This is a genomic window from Aquimarina algiphila (assembly GCF_007489275.1).
In the GTDB taxonomy this organism is placed as follows: Bacteria; Bacteroidota; Bacteroidia; order Flavobacteriales; family Flavobacteriaceae; genus Aquimarina; species Aquimarina algiphila.
In genome coordinates, this window is the sequence record NZ_VLNR01000017.1 from 32,578 (window position 1) to 56,225 (window position 23,648).

Annotated in this window: 19 protein-coding genes; 8 read left to right on the plus strand and 11 right to left on the minus strand. The window is 32.9% G+C overall.

The genetic code is table 11. From position 1 onward, the window contains the following. The first annotated feature begins 33 nt into the window (after positions 1 to 33). The gene (locus FOF46_RS10105) at positions 34 to 1,380 is read left to right on the plus strand and encodes an MFS transporter (protein WP_143916382.1); all 1,347 of its coding nucleotides are present in this window, start codon (positions 34 to 36) and stop codon (positions 1,378 to 1,380) included. A gap of 17 nt (positions 1,381 to 1,397) precedes the next feature. On the opposite strand, the gene FOF46_RS10110 is transcribed toward FOF46_RS10105, so the two are convergent. From FOF46_RS10110 to FOF46_RS10120, 3 genes are all read right to left on the minus strand, one after another. Then, positions 1,398 to 2,705 carry a Kelch repeat-containing protein gene (locus FOF46_RS10110; protein ID WP_143916383.1) on the minus strand — a complete coding sequence of 436 codons (1,308 nt, stop codon included), beginning with the start codon at positions 2,703 to 2,705 and terminating at the stop codon, positions 1,398 to 1,400. A gap of 147 nt (positions 2,706 to 2,852) precedes the next feature. After that, positions 2,853 to 3,581: an SDR family oxidoreductase gene (locus FOF46_RS10115; protein ID WP_143916384.1), complete on the minus strand. Its 729-nt coding sequence runs from the start codon at positions 3,579 to 3,581 to the stop codon at positions 2,853 to 2,855. Positions 3,582 to 3,658: 77 nt separating this feature from the next. Continuing rightward, positions 3,659 to 4,114 carry an Lrp/AsnC family transcriptional regulator gene (locus tag FOF46_RS10120; protein ID WP_143916385.1) on the minus strand — a complete coding sequence of 152 codons (456 nt, stop codon included), beginning with the start codon at positions 4,112 to 4,114 and terminating at the stop codon, positions 3,659 to 3,661. Positions 4,115 to 4,247: 133 nt separating this feature from the next. Between FOF46_RS10120 and FOF46_RS10125 the strand changes: the two genes are divergently transcribed. Beyond that, on the plus strand, positions 4,248 to 5,531 hold the full coding sequence (locus tag FOF46_RS10125; protein ID WP_143916386.1) for a cystathionine gamma-synthase family protein: 1,284 nt from the start codon (positions 4,248 to 4,250) through the stop codon (positions 5,529 to 5,531). Positions 5,532 to 5,943: 412 nt separating this feature from the next. On the opposite strand, the gene FOF46_RS10130 is transcribed toward FOF46_RS10125, so the two are convergent. From FOF46_RS10130 to prfB, 5 genes are all read right to left on the minus strand, one after another. Beyond that, a complete protein-coding gene (locus tag FOF46_RS10130) occupies positions 5,944 to 6,393 on the minus strand; it encodes a DUF2147 domain-containing protein (protein WP_109438448.1) in 450 nt (149 codons plus the stop codon). Between the two features lie 129 nt (positions 6,394 to 6,522). Continuing rightward, positions 6,523 to 7,920, minus strand: a complete 1,398-nt coding sequence (gene fumC, locus FOF46_RS10135; RefSeq protein ID WP_143916387.1) for a class II fumarate hydratase — start codon at positions 7,918 to 7,920, stop codon at positions 6,523 to 6,525. Positions 7,921 to 8,361: 441 nt separating this feature from the next. After that, a complete protein-coding gene (locus FOF46_RS10140; protein ID WP_143916388.1) occupies positions 8,362 to 10,821 on the minus strand; it encodes a TonB-dependent receptor in 2,460 nt (819 codons plus the stop codon). Between the two features lie 174 nt (positions 10,822 to 10,995). Beyond that, positions 10,996 to 11,337, minus strand: a complete 342-nt coding sequence (gene arsC, locus FOF46_RS10145) for an arsenate reductase (glutaredoxin) (protein ID WP_143916389.1) — start codon at positions 11,335 to 11,337, stop codon at positions 10,996 to 10,998. 162 nt (positions 11,338 to 11,499) lie between these two features. Next, a protein-coding gene (gene prfB, locus FOF46_RS10150; RefSeq protein ID WP_143916412.1) for a peptide chain release factor 2 occupies positions 11,500 to 12,598 on the minus strand; the annotation gives its coding sequence in 2 pieces (ribosomal slippage) (positions 11,500 to 12,534 and positions 12,536 to 12,598; 1,098 coding nt in all). A gap of 112 nt (positions 12,599 to 12,710) precedes the next feature. Between prfB and FOF46_RS10155 the strand changes: the two genes are divergently transcribed. The 3 genes from FOF46_RS10155 to FOF46_RS10165 all read left to right on the plus strand — a co-directional run bounded on the left by FOF46_RS10155 (position 12,711) and on the right by FOF46_RS10165 (position 17,570). Further along, the gene (locus tag FOF46_RS10155; RefSeq protein WP_143916390.1) at positions 12,711 to 15,128 is read left to right on the plus strand and encodes a zinc-dependent metalloprotease; all 2,418 of its coding nucleotides are present in this window, start codon (positions 12,711 to 12,713) and stop codon (positions 15,126 to 15,128) included. 101 nt (positions 15,129 to 15,229) lie between these two features. After that, positions 15,230 to 16,453, plus strand: coding sequence for a lanthionine synthetase C family protein (locus tag FOF46_RS10160; protein WP_143916391.1), 1,224 nt, complete (start codon positions 15,230 to 15,232; stop codon positions 16,451 to 16,453). A gap of 70 nt (positions 16,454 to 16,523) precedes the next feature. Then, entirely contained in the window at positions 16,524 to 17,570 is a 1,047-nt protein-coding gene (locus FOF46_RS10165) for a threonine aldolase family protein (protein ID WP_143916392.1), read from the plus strand. Between the two features lie 29 nt (positions 17,571 to 17,599). Here the strand turns inward: FOF46_RS10165 and FOF46_RS10170 are convergent, their stop codons facing one another. Together FOF46_RS10170 and FOF46_RS10175 are read right to left on the minus strand one after the other, a co-directional pair. After that, entirely contained in the window at positions 17,600 to 17,920 is a 321-nt protein-coding gene (locus FOF46_RS10170; protein WP_109438455.1) for a YegP family protein, read from the minus strand. A 126-nt stretch (positions 17,921 to 18,046) separates the two neighbouring features. Further along, positions 18,047 to 18,370, minus strand: coding sequence for a YbaB/EbfC family nucleoid-associated protein (locus FOF46_RS10175; protein ID WP_109438456.1), 324 nt, complete (start codon positions 18,368 to 18,370; stop codon positions 18,047 to 18,049). Positions 18,371 to 18,505: 135 nt separating this feature from the next. On the opposite strand from FOF46_RS10175, the gene FOF46_RS10180 reads away from it, so the two are divergent. The 3 genes from FOF46_RS10180 (at position 18,506) to capB (ending at position 23,241) form a co-directional block, all read left to right on the plus strand. Continuing rightward, positions 18,506 to 20,584 (plus strand): S9 family peptidase, encoded by a 2,079-nt coding sequence (locus FOF46_RS10180; RefSeq protein ID WP_143916393.1) that lies wholly within the window; start codon positions 18,506 to 18,508, stop codon positions 20,582 to 20,584. An 87-nt stretch (positions 20,585 to 20,671) separates the two neighbouring features. Continuing rightward, entirely contained in the window at positions 20,672 to 21,712 is a 1,041-nt protein-coding gene (gene capA, locus FOF46_RS10185; RefSeq protein ID WP_143916394.1) for a cysteate synthase, read from the plus strand. A gap of 269 nt (positions 21,713 to 21,981) precedes the next feature. Then, positions 21,982 to 23,241 (plus strand): cysteate-C-fatty acyltransferase, encoded by a 1,260-nt coding sequence (gene capB / locus FOF46_RS10190; RefSeq protein WP_109438459.1) that lies wholly within the window; start codon positions 21,982 to 21,984, stop codon positions 23,239 to 23,241. Positions 23,242 to 23,315: 74 nt separating this feature from the next. Here capB and FOF46_RS10195 read toward each other — a convergent pair whose 3' ends face one another. Next, positions 23,316 to 23,534, minus strand: a complete 219-nt coding sequence (locus FOF46_RS10195; RefSeq protein WP_109438460.1) for a hypothetical protein — start codon at positions 23,532 to 23,534, stop codon at positions 23,316 to 23,318. Positions 23,535 to 23,648: the final 114 nt, after the last annotated feature.

The window sequence follows — 23,648 nt, forward strand, 5'->3', positions numbered from 1 at the left end:
GTATAGAGATTATTACATATTCAACCTTAATTGATGAAAATTATTAAGTTTTTTAATGCTACAATTTTTCCTATCCTATTAGTTAATTTCATAGGGATATTGGGATATAGTATTGTAATTCCTATTTTAATATTTATCGTTGTTGACCTTGGAGGAAATGGCTTTATATATGGTATTTTGGGAGCGATGTATCCTTTCTTTCAATTAATAGGAGCTCCGGTTTTAGGAAAATTATCAGATCGTATTGGTCGTAAAAAAGTACTGATGATAAGTCAAGCGGGAACATTTATAGCCTGGTTGTTGTTTTTACTGGCTTTTATTCTTCCTAAGACCACACTTTGGTCATCAGATGCTGATTTTACCGGAAGTTATATTATGACATTACCACTCATCTTACTTTTTGTAGCCAGGATTTTTGACGGCTTCACCGGAGGTAATGTATCAGTAGCTAATGCATATTTGTCAGATATTTCTACAGACGATGATAGAGATAAGAATTTTGGAATGATGGGCGCATCAACAAGCCTTGGCTTTGTCTTGGGGCCTGCGGTTGCAGGAATATTAGCATCTACTTTTTTGGGAGAAGCATTACCGATTATTCTGGCTGCTATGATTTCATTGATTGCCATTATTGTGATTACATTAAAACTACACGAAAGTAATCCTTGCGTGGTAGATACTGGTAGTTCTGGGTTGACATCTTTTAGAAGGTTTTTTCAGGTAGAACATAAGGATTGTTATACTGATGATATAAAATCAGAAGTAAAGGCAAATACATTTTTAGAAATTCTAAAACTAGATCAAATTCCATTATTATACGCTATATATTTTCTTACTTTTTTAGCCTTTAGTCTTTTTTATGCAGGCTTACCTATTTATGCCTCTACTATATTGAAGTGGTCATCGATAGAACTTGGAGTTTTTCTGGCATATTCAAGCGTCATAATGATCTTAGTACAAGGGCCATTATTATCCTATTTATCAGGTAAAGTTTCAAACATTTTATTTGTTGCAGTAGGAACTATATTTTTGGCGATAAGCTTCTATGCGCTATCTTTTCCTAATATTATTGTTATGTATGTTGCAAACACTCTACTATCTCTAGGTAATGGTTTAATGTGGCCAAATTTTTTATCATTATTATCTAAAACAGGAAATCATCAGACTCAAGGAACAATCCAGGGATACGGCAACAGTATTGGAAGTTGCGCAAGTATTTTCGGGCTTATTCTTGGAGGTGTCCTTTTTGAAAATTTACAGACACAAGTTTTTAGTATTGGAGCGGTAATATTTCTTTTGATATTTATTTTGGTTCTTGTAAATTATCTGAAAAATAAAAAAAACTTAAGATCAGAACAACATCGGGTTGAGACAGCATAATATCACAACATCTAACTTTAATTCGATGGAATCAGTTTAAGTTTAATATTTAAATTCTTGCCGTCATCATACGTGATAATTAGATTTGCTGTTTTCTGAACCGTTGAGGTATTCGCTAGCATAGTTATTTCTTGTGTAGTTTTTGATTTAATAAGATGATTGAGCAGGGTTTTCTTTATTACAAAATTAGAAGATCCGTCCCCTATAATGGCAATATTAGTGATGAAATTACCAGCATTCCCACCAGATGAAGTAATTGAAATATCTCTTGTTTTATTTGGATTAAAAATAACTTCTTTGACAGCGCTTAAGGTACTTGCGCGTATTGTATCTCCTTTGGGTTCATCTTTTTTATAAACTTCCATGTGATGTTGTCTTCCGCCTGCTTGTACAGGAGAACCTCCCGCAATATATATTCCTTTTCCTGATACTATGGCTTGAGTACCATGACGGGGAAAGTTTAAATCAGACTTGTTAGACCATGAGTTGGTTGAAGGCTTATAAGCTTCTACTTTTTTAAAAGCCGGACCCCGAGTTGTTCCTTCACCACCAATTACAAATAATTCATTCTCAAATACAATAATACTTGCTCCAGCTCTTGGAGTAGGTAAGTTTTGCTTTTTATTTAATGTTGACCATTTACCTTTTTTAAGGTCATAGACATCAACTTGAGATATTAAGGGACCAAATGTACCTCCAGGGCCTCCAGACTTTCGTCCACTTATAGCATAGATGTTATCATCAATAATGGCTGCACTAAAATGATCTCGCGATATTGGAGCATCTTTTAGTTGCTTCCAGTTGTTATTTAATGGGTCATATACATCAAACCAAGGAATATACCCTCCGTTATGGCCTTTGGTATTTCCTCCAACCAAATAAAACTTATCTTTGTACGTTACTAGACCTGCACCACCTCTTCTTCGTTTAGGAGGTATCATAGGACCTTCCATCCATATATTTAATGACGGATTGTAAATGTAAATATGATCTGCCGGAATTTCGTTAGGAAAGTTATTGGTTTTAAAAGCTCCGATAATCCATACTAAACCATCATATTCTGTAGCCTGAAAATGATTAAATTCTATTGGTGCCTCTGTACCTTGAGACCATGTATTGCTACTATAATCATATATGTCAAGTCTTTTTGCCTGCTCTCTTCCTCCAAACATTATGAATTTGTTACCGGATTGAACAAATGAACATTCGTGCCGTGCAACATAATTTTCACTTTCATTTTTATTTATCCAGTAATCTTGAGCATATGCTGAATTAAAAAAACTGATTATGCAAATTGTAGATAATAAAAAAAGATCATTCTTCATGATGTACAAGTTTTGATAAGTATGAATATATTTGGTTTTTAAACTATAAACAAAACTCACATCTATTATCCTATAACATATCACTTTTTATGATGACCAATTGTTTTATTTTTTGATTTGTACAGAGCTTTTAAATAATTAATGTTATCAGGTTTTTGGATTTGTAGCAAACACAGTAGCTTCTGTTATAAATCCACGATCATCCATTTCTAAAAGGCTGGTAATGGTATGGGCAATTTCTTCACCTCTAAGTTTGGTTTGTTGTTCTACTTCGGTATATTGTTTTACAGCCTGATTGTTATCTACTCTGTTATCAGCAAAACTAGTCATTACTTCACTTGGGTTAACTTGCATCACTCTAATGTTATGAGGCCGTAACTCATTTCTCCAACTTTCTGTCATACCTCGTAATGCAAACTTGGTCGCCACATAAGGAGAAGCAGTAGGAGAACCCTTTAATGAAGATGTAGAACCAATATTTATAATATTTCCATATTCTTTTGCTACAAAATGCTTTGCCGATTCCTTTGCGCAAAGAGCAGCACCCAAAATATTAGTTTTAAATTGATCTGTAAATTTATCTGCTTCAATATCAACAAGTTTTGATATATATCCATACCCTGCATTATTAACTAATACATTTAGACCATCCATTTTATCCTTTGCAGCTTCTACCATCTGTTTTACTTCAGTTTCACTGGTTACATCTGCTTTTATATAGTCTATATTTAATTCATTAGCAGTTTCCTGAAGTGTTGCCTCATTTCTTCCAGAAATAATTACTTTTGCTCCTTTTTCTTTTAGAAGTTTTGCTGTTGCCTTTCCGATACCAGAATTCCCTCCGGTTATCAATACTTTTGCATCTTTGATATTCATTCTTTCATGTAATTTTTAAGTTAATATCAAAGATATAGTATGAATTCTAAATCTTTTGTTAACCCTAAATGTTATTTTTAAGGAATAGGTAAATAAGAAAAATCTTTTACTTCTGTCATTACAAAAGAGCTTTGTACTTTAGAAATATTTTCTAGTGAAGCTAGTTTATTAGAAAGAAAATCTTGATACCGTTCCATATCCTGGGCATATATTTTAATGAGATAATCAAACATACCTGCAACATGATAACATTCTGCGACTTCAGGAAATTGTTGAATATCTTTCTCAAATTTCTTTAGATAATCCGTTTGATGAAGGTTTAAAGTAACATTACAAAATACTACTAATTGTAAGTTCACTTTTTTACGATCTATAATAGCTTTGTATGACTTAATATAACCATCTCTTTCTAGTTTCTTGACCCGTTCAAATATTGGAGTAGTGGTTAAGTTAAGTCTTTCTGCTATCTCTTTGATCGTAATTTTTCCATCTTTTTGTAATAAAAATAATATTGATCGATCAATTTTATCCATAATATTTTTCTTTATAATCTCTTTTATTGAATCAAAAATAGAATAAAATTCTTTAATAATAATTTTTGTATAATTATATTCTTAAATTATCTAATATTATGGTTTTTAATTCTTTTGTTCTTAGTTTTATGAAATGAAAGAACACGACTTTAATCCGGAAAGCCTTATGATGACTTATGGGTATAAACCTGAGTTATCAGAAGGAGCAATAAAATGCCCTATTTTTCAAACATCAACCTTTGTTTTCAAGACAGCAGAAGAGGGGAAAGCCTTTTTTGAGTTGGCATATGGTTTAAGAGAAAAGTCTCCAAAAGAAGAACTTGGACTTATTTATAGTAGAATTAATAATCCAAATCTTGAGATTTTAGAAAATCGTTTATGCCTTTGGGATAAAGCAGATGATTGTGCTGTATTTGAGAGCGGAATGTCGGCAATAAGCACCGTGTTATTAGAGTTTCTGAAACCAGGAGATTTATTGGTGTATAGTAATCCTTTGTATGGAGGTACGGATCATTTTATTCATCATTTTCTTGATAAAATTGGGGTACACACCATCGGAATAATGCCAAATCAAAGTATGGATGAAGTAATCGAAATGATTAATGATTCTGGTAAAGCAGACAGATTGGCAATGATTTATTTGGAGACGCCGGCTAACCCAACCAATGACATTGTTGATATTGAGGAATTTAGTCAGATAGCGAAACAATTCAGTACAGAAGATAAAAAGGCTCTTGTTGCTGTAGATAATACATACATGGGACCTTTATGGCAACACCCTTTACAATGCGGTGCTGATTTGGTGTTATATTCTGCAACAAAATACATTGGAGGGCATAGTGATCTTATTGCCGGAGCTGTTTTAGGAAAAGCAGAATTGATGATGCGTGTTAAGACATTGCGTACGTTTCTTGGAAATATGGTAAGTCCGCATACCGCATGGTTAATGTTAAGAAGTTTAGAGACGCTAAAAGTGAGAATGGATCAGCAAACTCAAAATGCACAGATTGTTGCCGACTATCTAAAAAACCATTCAAAAGTTAAAAATGTATATTATCTAGGTTTATTAGAAGAAGGGAGTGAAGGATATCAAATATATCAAAAACAATGTTCTGCGCCAGGAGCAATGGTTTCTTTTGATATAGTAGGAGGAGAAAAGGAAGCATTTACTTTTTTGAATCACCTGAAACTTATGAAGCTCGCTGTAAGCTTGGGGAGTACAGAAAGCTTGGCAGAACATCCAAAAACAATGACACATGCCGGAGTTGATGAAGAGCAAAGACAGCAAATGAAAATTACAGATCAATTGGTAAGATTATCAATTGGAGTAGAGCATTCTAAAGATCTCATTTGGGATTTGGAACAGGCTTTGGAAAAAGTTGAAACTAATTCTATGCTAGAATTAGCGAAGGTATAAAAACCATATTGATATTAATTAACAAAGCACAACTTAAATCGAGTTGTGCTTTGTTGTTTTAGGGTGATTATTTCAGGTTTTTTGAGAATTTATAGAGTAGAGGGGAATATCTACTAAGTAAAATGGGGTTTTTTCCCCATTGTGTGAATAGGTAATCATAGTATCTTTGTTTCAGAATTATAAAAAAGAATAGTATAAACCAATTTTACACATAGAAATCATGAATTTATTCGGTATCAATTTTCAGTCTATTTTAGAATTTGTAAAAGAACTTCCAAAAGCTAGTAGTAATGCAATACACAGATAATAGTCATTACATATTATCTTATGAATTAATTTGGGGAAATTAAAAAAGTAAGAGAAAAAAATAGTGAATCCGTATTTGTATAAATGCGGATTTATTATATAAAAATTAGTTAGAAATACTTATAGTATCATCAGATTTTACTCTTCTTGCTTTGAAGGTTTTAAACAGGAAACTTTTATACGCTCTGATATAACATAAATCAATATCTTCACTATTAATCCAGACTTTAACGGTATACGTTTTTCCGCTATCGGCATTGTATATCGTACCGCCAGATAACTCACCATCTTCATATTTTAATTTATTTAGGATATTCATCCCTAACAAAGGTCGATTTTGAAGCTCTTTTACAGGATTCTTATTATCTAAACCATTAAAATTGGATAATGGGTTCTCTGCTCGTTTATGAATTTTTCCATAAAAACTATCTCCATCTTTATAAATTTCGATAATTGATCCTCCTGTTATTTCCCATTTCCCGATATACGTGTCGGATGTAATAGAAGAATCTGGGGCAATCAGAAAAAATATTGTCAAAAGAAAAATAAATCTCATTGATATAAATTTATCAATTATACTGCATTAATCTTAAAAAAACTATAAAATGACTAATTATAATGTATAAAAAAACCTCACAATCTAATGTAAAAGACTGTGAGGCTTGATGTTTAAAGAGGTAACTTTTTATTTTAAAGTACCTACCATATCTTCAGGTTTTACCCATTCATCAAATTCTTGATCGGTTACATACCCTAAAGCGATAGCCTCATGTTTTAATGTTGTACCGTTTTGATGAGCTGTATTAGCAATTTCTGCCGCTTTGTAGTATCCTATTTTTGTGTTTAATGCAGTAACGAGCATCAATGAATTATTTAATAATTCTGTGATTCTTTTTTGATTAGGCTCGATTCCTTGAGCACAATGTTCATCAAAAGAAACACAAGCATCCCCAATAAGTTGTGCACTTTGTAATAGGTTGGCCGCCATTACAGGTTTAAAAACATTTAATTCAAAATGACCTTGCATTCCACCAACATTTATAGCTACGTCATTTCCTAACACTTGAGCGCATACCATGGTTAAAGCTTCGCATTGTGTAGGGTTTACTTTTCCAGGCATAATAGAACTTCCTGGCTCGTTAGCAGGAATAATTAGTTCTCCAATACCACTTCTTGGCCCAGAAGCTAACATTCGAATATCATTTCCTATTTTATTAAGAGAAATAGCTAATTGCTTCAAAGCTCCATGACTTTCAACAAATGCGTCGTGTGCTGCCAAAGCTTCAAATTTATTTTCAGCAGTGATAAATGGTAAACTAGTAAATTGTGCAATAAATTCTGACACTCGTTTAGCATATCCCTTTGGGGTATTTAATCCGGTTCCAACTGCAGTGCCGCCCAATGCTAATTCTGCCATATGGGGTAAAGTGTTTTCTAATGCTTTTATTCCATGATCTAATTGAGAAACATATCCAGATAATTCCTGTCCTATTGTAAGGGGAGTAGCATCCATAAAATGCGTTCTTCCAATTTTTACAACATCTCTAAACTCTTCTGATTTTTTCTTAAGCGTATCTCTTAATTGAATAACTCCAGGAATAGTAACTTCTACTATTTTTTTATAAGCAGCAATATGCATTCCTGTTGGAAAAGTATCATTAGAAGATTGAGATTTATTAACATCATCATTTGGTTGTAATGTTTTTTCTCCTTCGCCTATTGTTTGCCCTGCTAACTGATGTGCTCTATTTGCAATAACCTCATTCACATTCATATTGCTTTGTGTACCAGAACCTGTTTGCCAGATTACCAAAGGAAATTGATCATCATGTTTTCCTTCTAATATCTCATCACATACTTGTGCAATTAAATCTCTTTTTTCTATTGGTAAAACACCAAGTTCACAGTTGGTATATGCAGCAGCTTTTTTTAAATAGGCAAATCCATAAACAATTTCTAGTGGCATAGAAGCAGGTGCCCCGATTTTAAAGTTATTTCTAGAACGTTCTGTTTGTGCTCCCCAAAGCTTATCAGCAGGTACTTTTACCTCGCCCATTGTATCCTTTTCTATTCTATATTGCATAGCCTTAATGATTTGTTTTTTTGAAAGGGCAAATTTAAGCATTTACCGTCCTATTTCTGAATAAAGCGACTATTTTTTGGTATATAAATTATGATCAGAAGAGATTTAAAAATAAATTATATTTCTGTTATGACATATAAATAAGACTTATTATCTTTGTCAAAATTGAAAATTAGAATATCGTTATGTTTGAATTTGATCAGTACCTTGGTTTTTTAGCTTTTTTAACTATCCTAACTATAGGATTTTGGCTAATGATCTTTTTATTAACTTTTGTAGTTCCTTATTGGATTATTGGTGCAAATATTGAGAACTTTAAAATGTGGAGAGAGTCAAAACGTAAGGCTAGAGAAGAAGCATAATTAGATATTAATTATATATAAAAAGGAAGTCAATTTGACTTCCTTTTTTTGTTTTATCCTATGATTTTTCATAAGTATACTATCCTTCAAATTCGTCATCTCCATCAAAGTTTCTTTGAGATCTTTGTCTTTTCTTTTTCTGATTAAATCTATAGGTGAAAGAGAGATTGAAACTACGTTCTCTCCATTGAAATTCACTATCAGAAATAAAAGTAGATGTGGTAGAAGTGCTCATTCTTTTTCTTGAGTTAAACACATCACTTATATTAAAGGTTAATGATCCTTTTTCTTTAAATACATCTTTACTGAAAGCAAGGGTCATGCTAAAAATCCCATCACTTCTTGTTTGAGCGTTTTCATTTGGTCCTCTATAAAAAATACTGGTTTGCCAATCGATTTTGGCAGGTAATGTAACTTTATTATTTATCCTTGCAAACCAACTGAAAATATCAGCATCTAGATTTTCACCATTATTTTCTCCTCTAATATTGTTTTGAAAAGCATTGAAGTTACCATTTAGCCTCCATTTCCTGCTTGGATTGTAAGTTAATGTAAACTCAAAACCATATCGATCAGAACTGGTTAGGTTTATTGGTCTTCTCCTAATAACGGGGACCTCTGTGCCTGGGTTATTATCATCTGCTCCAATAGTAGCAGTATCACCAGTGTCTTCTGAAATGAAAGTGAATATTTGAGTAGAATGATTATAATAAATAGACGTGTTTAATGTTAGTTTCCCCATTCTATTAAGATATCCTAAGTCAAAAGTATTAGCATAACTAGGATCTAGATCTGGATTCCCCTGAAAAATATTAGTTGCACTGGATCTTGAAGGAAACGGGTTGATAAATCTTGAGCGGGGTCTACGTATTCTTCGATTATATCCAAGAGTTAAACTTTGCTTTTTTGATAATTCATACCCAAGGTTTATGGTTGGAAATACATCTATATAGTTCTTTTTACTAAATTCATTGCTGGTTTGTTGATCTATTGTAATACGTGTGCTCTCTGTTCTAAGTCCCAACAGATAAGACAATTTTCCCCATTTACTTCCAAATTGTGTGTACGCAGCATTTACTTGTTCTCGATACAGCAATGTATTTGATAAGTCAGTATCTGTAGTTGTTATTCCATTATCTTCAAATTGAACGAGGAAATCAGTGTCCAGCTCATTAAAATTACCACGATATCCTAGTTCGAACTGACTTTTTTCTCCAATGGGAAGTACATAATCTGCTTGTAATAAAATACGATCTTGATCTTCTAAGGTGTTAACTAGTTCTGTAGTTGTAATATTTTCCTGTGTGATTTGAGAACGCTCTTCTTCACTACTATCTTCAATTTGAAAATCGAAGGTTAACTTATGTCCGGTATCATCAAAATCTTTAGTGTAGTTAAGAGAATATTGTTTAGTGGTATCGTCTTCCGTTTCCGGATCAAATCTGGTATTTTGACTTATGATGTTACCATTAGCATCTAGTTCTGTAATTATATTTGTCGTATTACTCTCATTATCACTTGATCGATATAAAAATGATGTTGTAATGGATGAAGTTTTGTTAATATACCATTCGACACCAACATTAGAATTTAGTCCTTTGCGTATTCTATCAAAGTCTCGGTCTTCATTAAGAAAAGTATCTGGGTTATCTATTCCATCAGAATCAATGTTGAAAAACTTTGTTTCATTTAATGAATTTCCGGGAGATTCTCTATATCTATAGCCAGAAGTAGTGAAAAAGTTAAAATCCCCTGTACGGTAATTTATATTTCCAGAGATACCTCCAGCCAACGGGTATCCGCTATTCACTGTAATTGCTCCATTAACACCTTGTAATTTGCTTCGTCTTAAAATGATATTCAGAATTCCTGCAGTGCCTTCTGCATCATATCTGGCAGAAGGAGATGTGATTACTTCAACTCTCTCTATGGATTCTGCAGGTAATTGACGTAAGGCATCAGTACTATTTAAACCGACTAATCCCGATGGTTTTCCGTTGATCAGAATTCTAACATTATCATTTCCACGAAGAGCTACGTTACCTTCTACGTCAACTGAAACAGAGGGGACGTTATCTAAAACATCACTAACTGTGCCACCACTTACAGTAAGGTCTTTTCCGACATTGTAAATTTTCTTATCTAGTTTTATCTCAACAGTGGTTTTCTCTGCAATGACTACTACATCATCAAGCGTCTCTGTATCTAAACCCAAAGATATTTTTCCGAGATTGGTGTTTTTGAATAATTTCTGTTTTTGTAGTTTTTTGGTTTTGAAGGAAATAAATTCAATACTTACATCATATACCCCCGGAGTTACTTCTATACTAAATTTCCCTTCTTCATTTGTGATTCCCCCAGTTACTACTTTCTTTAATTTTGGGCTGAAAAATGCTATTGTTGCATATTCCAATGGTTCATTAGTATCTTGATCAAGTACATAACCTGTTATTGTTATAGGGTTTTTAGAAAAATTTCTGTCTTGAGAAAAAGTAACCCAAGTACATATAAATAATAATAGAAATAAACCTTTTTTCATGTTTTAATGAGATAAAATAAGGGCCAAAAGTATCTAAGGAGATACTATAAAGCGGTTAATACTCTGTTAAATGTCTTTATATTAAATAAGCCATATAAAAATCACTTTTATATGGCTTATTTTAGACTATTAATTTTTAGAAAGGTTTAATCGATGATTACTTTTTTTTTAAAATTAAAGAATATCAACAACTTTTTGTGGAGGTCTTCCTATAATTGCTTTATTATCTTTAATAACAATAGGTCTTTCAATAAGAATTGGATGCTTACTTAAAACAGAAATCAATTCAGTATTAGTAATCTCTTTACCTTTATAATTTTCTTTCCAGACGGTTTCATTTTTTCTCACCAAATCTATTGGAGAAATATTCAAAAATTTTATTATTTCGGTTAATTCTTCAACAGATGGAGGAGTTTCCAGATATTTTACTATTGTAATATCTTCTGTTTTCTCTTCTAGTATAGCAAGAGTTTCTCTGGATTTACGGCATCTTGGATTATGATAAATCGTTGTCATAGTTGTTTTTTTAGAGATAGAAATCTAATGACAGAGGTGTGATCCACTTTTAGAATACAATCTCTGACTTCGAATTTGTTTTTTACTTTTCTAACGTAATACTAAAAATTTAAATTTGGTTTTATTGTATAATTATTAGTTTACCTCATTCGTTACTCTAATTCATTCTTCATTTTTTTGCCCCATCATCATCAGATAAGCTTTTAGAAATTGATCAATATTTCCATCCATTACGGCATCAACATTTCCTGTTTCTTCAGCTGTTCTTACGTCTTTTACAAGTTTATAAGGGTGCATAACATAATTACGAATCTGCGATCCCCATTCTATTTTCATTTTTGAAGCTTCAATTTCATCCCGTTGTGCTCGTTGTTTTTGAAGTTCTATTTCAAATAATTGAGATTTAAGCATTTGTAAAGCTTTTAATCTATTCTCTTGTTGGGATCTGGTGTCTGAACACGAAATCTGTATACCTGTTGGGAAATGAGTAAGTTGTACTTTGGTTTCTACTTTATTTACATTTTGCCCACCAGCACCACTGGACCTGGATGTTATGATCTCATAATCTGCAGGATTAATATCTATTTCTATACTATCATCTGCAAGTGGATATACATAAATAGAAGCAAAAGAAGTATGTCGTTTTGCATTACTGTCAAACGGAGAAATTCTCACTAATCGATGTACACCATTTTCACCTTTAAGCCATCCAAAGGCATAATCACCATCAATTTCGAGTGTAACAGTTTTTATTCCGGCTACATCACCTCCTTGGTAGTTTAGTTCTCTAACGGTATACCCTTGTTTTTCTGCCCACATTAAATACATTCGCATAAGCATACTTGCCCAATCACAACTTTCTGTACCTCCGGCACCTGCTGTAATTTGCAATACGGCACTCATGCTGTCTCCTTCATCACTTAACATGTTTTTAAACTCTAAGCTTTCAATTTCGGATAAAGATTCTTGATAACGTTCTGTTATTTCTTCTTCTGTGGTATCTCCTTCTTTGTAAAATTCATACAAAACCTCAAGATCATCTACTAGAGAAACACCTTTTTCATAATCAGATACCCATTTTTTTTCAGCATTAAGAGCGCGCATTAATTTTTCAGCCTCCTGGGCATTGTCCCAAAAATCTGGAGCATAAGTCTTTTCCTCCTCGTTAGCTATTTCAATAAGTTTGGCATCAATGTCAAAGATACCTCCTTAACGCAACCAGGCGCTTTCTGAGATCTAATAAAGTCTCTGTTGTTATCATCATCTAATTAATTTTTGACAAAAATAGGATTTAACAGTTCAGTAAGAAATAATTTTTATGTTATTTTATAGTTTTAGAAATTTTATAAACTTTTCTACACAAATCATACGCTATGAAACTTTATTTTGTTTGTTTGTTTTTTCTAATAGGAAATGTTATTTCTGCTCAATTTCTTGAAGAAAAGAAAAATTTAAAATCTTATGATGGTTATTTTAAGTTTCATTACAATGAAGAAAAAGATGAGATTTATCTCGAGGTAGATAAGCTTGAGTCTGAATTTTTATATGTCCATTCTTTGGCTACTGGTTTGGGTTCAAATGATATTGGGTTAGATAGAGGCCAAATTGGAGATGGAGTAGTGGTAAAATTTCAAAAAGCAGGAAATAAATTATTATTAGTTCAGCCTAATCAACAATATCGAGCTATTACCAATAATGCGTTGGAGAAAAGAAGTGTAGAGCAGGCATTTGCCAAATCAGTTTTATTTGGTTTTCCTATTAAGGAGGAGAAAGCGGGAAAGTATATAGTGGATCTTACGCCTTTCTTATTACAGGATACTCATGGTATAATAGGATGGTTAAAAGCTCAAAAAGAAGGTGCTTACAGTATAGATAAGCAAAAAAGCGCTTTAAGTCTCGAAAGAACTAAAGCTTTTCCTAAAAATGTAGAATTTGAGGCTTTACTTACATATAAAGGAGTTTCTACTGGTCGTAATGTTAGATCCGTAGCGCCTAATTCAAAATACCTTACTGTTATTCAGCATCATTCATTTGTAGAATTACCAGATGATGGATATAAGAAAAGAAAATTTGACCCCAGAAGTGGTTCTATATTTATATCCTATATGGATTATGCTACTCCTGTACATAAACCAATTACTAAGCGATATAGTATTCGTCATCGGTTAGAGAAAAAGAATCCAAAGCTGGCAATGAGTGAAGCTAAAGAGCCAATTATTTATTATTTAGATCCAGGTACTCCAGAGCCAGTACGATCAGCCTTGTTAGAAGGAGCAAGGTGGTGGAACCAAGCATATGAAGCTATTGGTTTTAAAGATGCATTTCAGGTAAAGATGTTGCCTGCAGATGCAGATCCAATGGATTTACGATACAATGTTATTCAATGGGTACATCGGTCAACAAGAGGATGGAGTTATGGAGCTAGTGTAGTAGATCCTAGAACAGGAGAAATCCTTAAAGGGCATGTAAGCCTGGGAAGTTTAAGAATCAGACAGGATTTTTTAATTGCACAAGCTTTGTTAAATAAACCTTTTGCTACTGGTGATGATAATTATAAGCCTATGTTAGAAATGGCTTTAGCTCGTATTCGACAATTATCGGCTCACGAAGTAGGGCATACTATTGGATTTGCTCATAATTTTGCAGCAAGTACAAATGGAAGGGCCTCAGTAATGGATTATCCTCATCCAACAATTACCCTTAAAAACAATGAGGTAGATTTATCGGATGCGTATGATATAAATATAGGCGAATGGGATAAAGTAACCGTAGCATATAGTTACTCAGAATTTGCAGAAGGAGTGAATGAAGACGAGGCACTTAGGGCTATTTTGGATAAAGCGTATTCATCTGGGCTTAGGTTTATATCTGATAGTGATGCAAGACCACAAGGAGGTGCACATGAACTGGCACATTTATGGGATAATGGTAAGAGTGCTACAGATGAATTGAAAAATGTATTAAAAATTAGAGAGGTTGCTATGAAAACTTTTTCTACTGATAATATTCGTAGTAATGAACCTTATTCTGTTTTGGAAGATGTTTTTGTGCCACTTTATTTCTTGCATAGGTATCAAACTGAGGCCGCTATAAAGCTTATCGGGGGTTTGAATTATAATTATGCTGTTAAAGACGATCAACAAACCATTGTTGAGACAGTTAGTCCTAAAAAACAAAAGGAAGCATTGATAGAAGTCCTACAGACTCTAACCCCACAAAAACTTGCTATTCCAGAAGATAAACTAAAATTGTTCCCTCCAAGAGCTTTTGGTTATTATCGCACCAGAGAGTCTTTCAAAGGAAAAACAGGAGTAGGTTTTGATGCTCTTAGTGTAGCTTCAACGGCAAGCGATATGAGTCTTTCTCTTTTGTTACATCCAGAAAGGACTTCGAGATTAGTACAGCAAAAGAGTTTAGATCAAGATCAATTGGGCCTTTCTGAAACATTGGATCAATTAATAGCATTATCTTTTAAAACTAAAGTAAAAAATAGTTATCATAAAGAAATTCAAGAAGTGATTAAAGCGAATGTTTTAAAACATCTTATGAATCTTAGTGTTGACAAAAAAGCTTACACTCAGGTGAATGCTATAGCTTATGGGAAACTTATAGACTTAACAATTCTTCTAAAAAATACACCAGCGAATTCAACTTATAAAGTGTACGATAGTTATTATCTAAATCAAATCAACAGGTTTTTGCAGAATCCCGAAAAATTTAAAGTTTTACCATCTCCAAAAATTCCGGATGGTTCCCCTATTGGAAGTTATAAATGTAGTATACAACCGTAAAATAAAGTAGAGAATTAATATTCAAATTCATCTTATAGAAAGAATTAGTTTCATAGGTTTGTTCTAATGACGAATTGACTTTCTTAAATAAATAATGCTCCATGAATATAGAAAAGGATTTTAAAAAAAAATTGAAAGAAATTAGTGATATTTTAGATGATAAAACTTTTGAAAACAAAGAAGTAGGAGTATTGTCAGGTGTCTCAGGTATAGCATTGTTCCAATTTTATTATGCTAAGTTTTTGGATGATGATACACATGCAGATAAAGGTGCTGATATAATAACAAAAGCGGTAGAACTTATTAATGAGGGATTTACTTACCCAACCTTTTGTACAGGTATCGCTGGAGCATGTTGGGTATTAGAAATTCTTAAAGAAGAGGAGTTTGTAGAACTTGAAGATGATTTTCTGTCATCTGACCTAGATGAATACCTGTTATCAGCTATGAGAGCTGATATAGAAACAGAAAACTTTGATTTTTTACATGGGGCGATGGGATATGGGTTTTATTTTTTAAAACGGTATCAAAACACTACTTCTTTGGTATTGAAAGAAGGATATAAAGAATACCTTGATGAGTTAATAAATGCATTCAAAAAAACAGCAAAAAAGAATGACCGTGGAGTTTGGTGGGAATCTATTTTAAAAAAAGAAGATAACCTTAGGGGGTGTAACCTGAGTTTATCTCACGGAATATCAAGTACGATTAATTTTTTGTCCAGGATAGCAGAGCATGAAGAGTTTTATGACGATGTTAATGAGGTATTAACTCAAACAGTGAAGTTTATATTGAGTTATAAGAATCGGGATATTGCAGAGAGTTCACAATTTCCTAGCTGGATAGTTGAAGAAAAAGAAAATAATGTAAATTATTATTCGAGATTAGCGTGGTGTTATGGTGATTTAGGAGTAGGAATATCTCTTTTACATGCAGGAGAAACTCTAAAAGATGAAGAGCTTAAAAATGAAGCGATTGCTATATTAAAACATTCCACCAAAAGAAGGGATATAAAAGAAGCAGGAGTTATGGATGCTGGATTATGTCATGGAGCATATGGTATACTTCATATATATAATTACTTATATAGAAAAACCAAAGAAATAATATTTAAAGAAACTGCTGACCACTGGGCTGAGCAAGCACTTATTATGGGAACTCATGAAAAAGGATATGCGGGATATATGGTTTGGCGAGGTTCTGATGAAGAGAAATGGAAAAATGAAGAGAGTTTGTTGGAAGGAATTGCGGGTATAGGATTGTCTATTATATCCTATTTAGCACCTTTTGATACCAAATGGGATGAATGTCTTTTAATTAGTTAGATACAGATTCACTGCAACTTTTAAGAAATTAAATTTTGTATTTGTATGATTCATTTAAAACTTTATAACAATGAAAATAGATCTTAGAAGCGATACGGTTACCAAGCCAACTCCAGAAATGCTAAACGCTATGATGGAAGCAGAAGTAGGAGATGATGTGTATAAAGAAGATCCTACTGTAAATGCTTTAGAAGAAAAAATAGCACATATGTTTGGTAAAGACATGGCTTTGTTCTTTCCTTCTGGAAGCATGGCAAATCAAGCTGCTATCAAATTACATACTCAACCGGGAGAGCAGCTAATTGCTGATAAATATGCGCACGTCTATAATTATGAAGGAGGAGGAGTATCTTTTAATAGCGGAGTTTCTTGTAAATTGTTGGATGGTCATAGAGGTATGATTACAGCTGCTCAAGTTGAGGAAGCTATCAACCCTCCTGATTTTTATCATAGTCCGTTAACAAGTTTGGTATGCATAGAAAATACGACAAATAAAGGAGGAGGAGCTTGTTATGATTTTGAGGATATTAAAAAAATTAAACAAGTTTGTGATCAACATAATCTGGGATATCATTTGGATGGAGCAAGATTATGGAATGCCCTTGTAGCCAAAGGAGAAAGTGCTAAGCAATATGGAGATATTTTTGATACTATTTCTGTTTGTTTAAGTAAAGGGCTAGGAGCGCCTATAGGCTCTGTGTTGATTGGGGATGCTGCAATTATGGAAAAAGCTATTAGAGTAAGGAAAGTTTTAGGAGGTGGGATGCGTCAAGTTGGATACCTGGCGGCTGCAGGATTGTATGCTGTAGAGAATCATATTGACAGACTTGCTGAAGACCATAAAAGAGCTAGAGAAATAGGAGAAGTTTTAGAAAAATTATCAATTGTAAAACAAGTAGAATCTATAGATACAAATATTATCATATTTACTATTGATGGTAAAGAGGAGGATTTTATTGCACAAATGGCATTAAAAAACATTCATTTTTATGGTATGGGGCAAGGTAAGTTGAGATTTGTAACCCACTTGGGCTATACACAACAAATGCACGAATATTTTCTCGAGATGTTATCATCGGTATCAGCGCAAAAAGATAAAGCTGTTCATGGTATTTGAACAGCTTTTATTATTAACACTTAGTAAAATTAAATTTCTTTAATATCTGCTCCAGAAGAGTTTTCTTTAACAGAATTAATACCATTTTCCATACCTGACTCAGAAGAGTACATCTGACTGCTCCCAATAATCTGACCGTTTCCTGCCTTAAGATTAAAATAGAATTTTCCATTTTTTGCAGTTTTACGCTCATATCTACCATCTTCTGAAGCGTTCTTTTTAACAGAAGCAATTCCATTTTCTGCAGCAGCTTTACTATTGTAAACTTCACTGCTTAAGATAACTTGCCCGTTTTTTGCTTTTAAAGTAAAATGATAGCTAGACCCTTCCTTATTTTTGAGTTCAAACATATTGTTAGATTTTTAGTTAATTTTTTAGCTTTCGTTAAAATTATATAATAAATCGCAGAAAGAAAAATATAAAAACGCCTAAGCATACTTTTTTAGAAAGTTAGATGTACTATATTTAGAATACCGCTATTTAAACATATCTAATCCTGGGATATTGGGCATACCTTCTTTTGCTACTGCTGCTAATTCTGTTTCATTAACTTGTGTTGCTTTAACAATTGCCTTGTTAAGTGTAAGAATTAGATAATCTTCTAATTGTTCTTTGTCGGCCAACAGCTCATCTGATATGGTAATACTTTTTATTTCTCTGTTAGCGGTAAGTGTGATTTTAAGTAAATCATCGGTGCTGTTTTCGTCAATTAAAACAGTATCCAGCCTTTTTTTAGTTTCTTCTACTTTTTGTTGGGTTTCTTTAAGTTTTCCCATCATTCCCATCATATCTCCAAACATGTATATTTATTTTGAAATTTATAATTGCAAAATTAGTATTTTGGTTGTTAATAAACTAGCAAGATTATTATGAAAACTCGGTACCATATATTCTTAATATCACTTATTTTTGCTCATTCGTGTTAAAACAATATTATGCCGACATCTGAGACTAAAATTCAGCCACCTATTGCCGCCAAAAAGCCAACTAAACTCGAAAAACATGGAGATGTTCGTGTTGATAATTATTTTTGGTTGAATGATAGGGAGAATTCAGAGGTAATAGATTATCTCAAAAAAGAGAATGATTATAATGATAAAATGATGGCTCATACCAAAAAGTTTCAAGAGAATCTTTTTGAAGAAATGAAAAGTCGTATCAAGGAAGATGATTCTTCGGTTCCCTATAAGCTCAATGGGTATTGGTATTTAACACGATATGAAAAAGGGAAGGATTATCCTATATATTCCAGAAAAAAAGAAACCTTAGAAGCACAAGAAGAAATTCTATTTGATTGTAACAAAGAGGCAGAAGGTCATAGTTATTTTAGATTAGTAGGGCTTAGCATAAGTCCAGATAATAAATTAGCTGCTTATGGTGTGGATACCGTAAGTCGGAGAAAGTATACAATACGTATTAAAAATTTAGAAACTGGAGAAATATATCCTGAGACTATTGAAACCACAACAGGAGGAAGTACTTGGGCGGCCGATAGTAAAACTTTGTTTTATACAAAAAAAGATGAAGAGACGTTAAGGTCTGATAGAATATACAGACATGTTTTAGGAACTTCGGTTACAGAGGATGTAGAGGTTTTTAACGAGATAGATGATACATTTTCTACATTTGTGTATAAAACCAAATCTCGTAAGTATCTTGTCATTGGTTCTAGTAGTACACTTACTTCAGAATATAGAATCTTAAGAGCTGATAATCCTACAGGAGAATTTCAGATTTTTCAACCTAGAATTAGAGGTGTAGAATATGGTATAGCTCATTATAATACCGATTTTTATGTTTTGACTAATGCAGACAAAGCAACTAATTTTAAATTGATGAAAGTTTCAGAAGAAAATACAATCAAAGAAAATTGGAAAGATCTTATACCACATAGAGACAGTGTTTTATTAGAAGATGTTGAAATATTTAAGGATTATCTAGTTATTAGTGAGCGAGATAACGGACTTAATAAAATTAATATTAAAAGATGGGATGGTACAGCAGATTATTATCTCCCTTTTGATAATGAAACATATACTGCTTATGTAAGTACTAATCCTGATTTTGATACCAAAACCCTTAGGTATTCTTATAATTCTCTTACTACTCCTAATTCTGTTATAGATTTTAATATGGAAACTAAGGAAAAGGAAGTTAAAAAGGAACAAGAGGTACTAGGAGGTAAGTTTGATAAAAATGATTATACGTCTGAAAGAGTTTGGGCTACCGCACAAGATGGTACATTGGTTCCAATGTCTTTAGTATATAGAAAAGGAATTAAAAAAGATAGTAATAATCCTGTATTGCAATATGGATATGGTTCATATGGATCCACTATAGATCCATATTTTTCTACAGTACGATTAAGCTTATTAGATAGAGGATTTATTTATGCAATAGCACATATAAGAGGAAGCGAATATTTAGGGAGATCTTGGTATGATGATGGTAAATTATTAAAAAAGAAAAATACTTTTACAGATTTTATCGATTGCTCAAAATTTTTAATAGAACAAGAATATACTTCTGCACATCATTTGTATGCTATGGGAGGATCAGCCGGTGGGTTATTAATGGGAGCAATTGTAAATATGGCTCCTGAATTATATAACGGAGTGGTAGCATCTGTGCCTTTTGTTGATGTTGTAAGTACAATGCTAGATGATAGTATTCCTCTTACCACTGGAGAATATGATGAGTGGGGTAATCCTAATGAAGAAGAATATTATACTTATATGAAATCGTACTCTCCTTATGATAATGTAGCAGTTGAGGCAGTACAAAAATATCCAAATATGTTGGTAACAACAGGGTTACATGATTCACAGGTGCAATATTGGGAACCAGCAAAATGGGTGGCCAAATTAAGAGAATTAAAAGTAGATGATAATTTGTTATTACTACATACTAATATGGAAGCTGGTCACGGAGGAGCTTCTGGCAGATTCGAAGCGCTTAAGGAAGTAGCAGAGGAATATGCATTTTTATTAGATTTAGAAAGTATAAAAGAGTAATTAAAAAAAATAGTGTAACTTCGTACCGTTTTTGTAGCAGATTTTGAACCCCCATTTTATTTCATACATCTGCATAAACACAACTATATGAGAGAAGATATTAGGGCTTATAATAATGTTTTAGAGCTTATTGGCGATACCCCGCTTATAAAACTAAACAATATTATGAAAGACTTTCCGGGAAATTACTACGCCAAAGTAGAATCTTTTAATCCGGGACATTCCACAAAAGATAGAATAGCACTTTATATTATAGAAGAAGCCGAGAGAAAAGGTATTCTTAAACCAGGTGATACTATTATTGAAACTACTAGTGGTAATACAGGTTTTAGTTTAGCAATGGTAAGTGTGATTAAAGGGTATGATTGTATTCTTGCAGTCAGTTCAAAATCCTCAAAGGATAAGATAAATATGCTCAAAAATATGGGAGCAAAGGTATATGTATGCCCTGCTCATGTAAGCGCAGATGACCCAAGATCATATTATCAGGTAGCAAAAAGACTTCATGAAGAAATTAAAGGTTCTGTCTATATAAATCAATATTTTAATGAATTAAATATTGATGCACATTATAACTCTACCGGTCCAGAAATATGGAATCAAACTAATGGTAAGCTTACGCATTTTGTAGCTTGTTGTGGAACCGGAGGTACAATCTCTGGTACAGCAAGGTTTTTAAAAGAACAAAATAAAGATGTTAGAGTGCTTGGAATCGATGCATATGGTTCTGTTTTGAAGAAATATCATGAAACCAGAGAGTTTGATCAGGAAGAGATATATCCATATAGAATTGAAGGTTTAGGTAAAAACCTTATTCCTACGGCAACAGATTTTGATGTGATTGATAAATTTGAAAAAGTAAGTGATGAAGATAGTGCACATACAGCCAGAGAATTAGTGAGAAAAGAAGGTATGTTTTTGGGATATACCAGTGGTGCTGCTTTGCAAGGAATAAAACAATTAGCTGCCCAAGGGGAGTTTGATGAAAATAGTAATATTATTGTAATTCTACCTGATCATGGTTCTAGATATATGAGTAAGGTATTTAGTGATGACTGGATGTCTGAACAAGGATTTTTTGATAGCAAAAATGAAATTGATGCTAGAAAAGTAGAATTCATAAAATAATATAAAAATTAAAAACGATATAAACATCTCGATATTTTGAGGTGTTTTTTTTGTATAAATTCTTTAGATAGCGTACTGATCTCTGCAATTGTTGATGTCATTTTTATTTATTAAATTACGGGAAATCATCAAAATACCAACTGCAAAATATATTCACTAGATTACGTTTTGTTAAAATAAAGCTTTACGAAAGTGAATTTAAATATAATTATGCCATCAAATCAATTTTCCGTATTTTCGCACACTTATAAGAAACAATTTTTTGATAAATGAGAGATTTATTTGATAAGATTTATAAAGACAAAGGGCCGTTAGGGAAATGGGCAGATAAAGCAGAAGGATATTTTGTTTTTCCTAAACTAGAGGGTCCTATATCAAATAGAATGAGGTTTCAAGGGAGAGAAGTAATTACCTGGAGTATCAATGACTATTTGGGATTAGCCAATAAAGAAGAGATACGTAGGGTTGATGCAGAAGCAGCGGCAGCATATGGTTCTGCCTATCCTATGGGAGCTAGAATGATGAGCGGGCATACCGATCTTCATGAGCAATTACAGGACGAATTGGCAGAATTCGTTGATAAAGAAGCATCTTACTTATTGAATTTTGGATACCAGGGAATGGTTTCTACAATTGATGCCTTGGTAAGTAAAGACGATATAATAGTATATGATGTTGATGCACATGCTTGTATTATAGATGGCGTAAGATTGCATCAAGGACAACGTTATACGTATCGACATAATGATATAGAAAGTATCGATAAAAACCTGATGAGAGCCACAAAAATGGCCGAGAAAACTGGAGGAGGAATCTTATTGATTTCTGAAGGTGTTTTTGGAATGCGTGGAGAGCAAGGAAGATTAAAGGAAATAGTAGCTTTAAAAGAAAAATACAATTTTAGATTATTTGTTGATGATGCACATGGTTTTGGTACGTTAGGAGCGACTGGAGCAGGAACAGGTGAGGAGCAAGGAGTTCAGGATCAGATTGATGTATATTTTGCGACGTTTGCAAAATCGATGGCTAGTACTGGAGCGTTTATTGCAGCAGATCAGGAAATTATAGATTATTTAAAATATAATTTGCGGTCTCAAATGTTTGCAAAATCACTTCAAATGCAACTTGTCGTAGGGGCATTAAAGCGTTTGGATATGCTAAGAACAATGCCTGAATTAAAAGCTAAATTATGGCAAAATGTGAATGCATTGCAAAATGGATTAAAAGAACGTGGATTTGATTTAGGGACTACACAAAGCTGTGTTACACCTGTGTATCTTAAGGGAAGTATTCCAGAAGCTATGGCTTTGGTAAAAGACCTTAGAGAAAACCATGGTATTTTTTGCTCTATTGTGGTATACCCTGTGATACCTAAGGGATTGATCTTACTTAGGTTAATACCTACAGCATCTCATACTATGGAAGATATTCAGGAAACATTAATAGCGTTCTCAGCTATACGTGAACGATTAGAAAATGGAACATATAAACGCATGTCTGCCGCCGTTGCTGCAGCCATGGGAGAGTAATATAGAATAAAAGTTTATACTAAAAATCCGCTAAATATTTAGCGGATTTTTTTATTGAATTATTTTTCTGTTTTTTATCTGCAATGTGTACTAGGGCCTTTTACACATCTTCCATTTATACATGTGCATCGTCCATCTGTATTGGTAGAACAATCTAGCTTTATTGGTCCAATAAAGCAAACAGGGCCTTGTGATCCATTATCAGGGAATGTTGCTTCACCTCCATGAATGGTTTTTTGTTGATGTTTTACTAATTTTTGAACTCCTTGTAATTCTAAAATTTTTTTTAACATGATTATAGGTTTTAAGATGTTAAGAATCCTGATTTCTTTTAAGACACTCAAGTTAATGTCATTTGTAAATTACCTAAATATAATCAAATGACTTTTAAATATGGTTAAGGATAC

Excerpts from the sequence above, each read along its gene's own strand:
- FOF46_RS10160 (WP_143916391.1), top strand. The coding sequence starts at position 15,230 with ATGAATATAGAAAAGGATTTTAAAAAAAAATTGAAAGAAATTAGTGAT.
- FOF46_RS10130 (WP_109438448.1), bottom strand. The coding sequence starts at position 6,393 with ATGAGATTTATTTTTCTTTTGACAATATTTTTTCTGATTGCCCCAGAT.
- arsC (WP_143916389.1), bottom strand. The coding sequence starts at position 11,337 with ATGACAACGATTTATCATAATCCAAGATGCCGTAAATCCAGAGAAACT.
- FOF46_RS10195 (WP_109438460.1), bottom strand. The coding sequence starts at position 23,534 with ATGTTAAAAAAAATTTTAGAATTACAAGGAGTTCAAAAATTAGTAAAA.
- FOF46_RS10105 (WP_143916382.1), top strand. The coding sequence starts at position 34 with ATGAAAATTATTAAGTTTTTTAATGCTACAATTTTTCCTATCCTATTA.
- fumC (WP_143916387.1), bottom strand. The coding sequence starts at position 7,920 with ATGCAATATAGAATAGAAAAGGATACAATGGGCGAGGTAAAAGTACCT.
- FOF46_RS10125 (WP_143916386.1), top strand. The coding sequence starts at position 4,248 with ATGAAAGAACACGACTTTAATCCGGAAAGCCTTATGATGACTTATGGG.
- FOF46_RS10115 (WP_143916384.1), bottom strand. The coding sequence starts at position 3,581 with ATGAATATCAAAGATGCAAAAGTATTGATAACCGGAGGGAATTCTGGT.
- FOF46_RS10120 (WP_143916385.1), bottom strand. The coding sequence starts at position 4,114 with ATGGATAAAATTGATCGATCAATATTATTTTTATTACAAAAAGATGGA.
- FOF46_RS10140 (WP_143916388.1), bottom strand. The coding sequence starts at position 10,821 with ATGAAAAAAGGTTTATTTCTATTATTATTTATATGTACTTGGGTTACT.
- FOF46_RS10180 (WP_143916393.1), top strand. The coding sequence starts at position 18,506 with ATGCCGACATCTGAGACTAAAATTCAGCCACCTATTGCCGCCAAAAAG.
- FOF46_RS10165 (WP_143916392.1), top strand. The coding sequence starts at position 16,524 with ATGAAAATAGATCTTAGAAGCGATACGGTTACCAAGCCAACTCCAGAA.
- FOF46_RS10170 (WP_109438455.1), bottom strand. The coding sequence starts at position 17,920 with ATGTTTGAACTCAAAAATAAGGAAGGGTCTAGCTATCATTTTACTTTA.
- capB (WP_109438459.1), top strand. The coding sequence starts at position 21,982 with ATGAGAGATTTATTTGATAAGATTTATAAAGACAAAGGGCCGTTAGGG.
- FOF46_RS10110 (WP_143916383.1), bottom strand. The coding sequence starts at position 2,705 with ATGAAGAATGATCTTTTTTTATTATCTACAATTTGCATAATCAGTTTT.
- FOF46_RS10155 (WP_143916390.1), top strand. The coding sequence starts at position 12,711 with ATGAAACTTTATTTTGTTTGTTTGTTTTTTCTAATAGGAAATGTTATT.
- FOF46_RS10175 (WP_109438456.1), bottom strand. The coding sequence starts at position 18,370 with ATGTTTGGAGATATGATGGGAATGATGGGAAAACTTAAAGAAACCCAA.
- capA (WP_143916394.1), top strand. The coding sequence starts at position 20,672 with ATGAGAGAAGATATTAGGGCTTATAATAATGTTTTAGAGCTTATTGGC.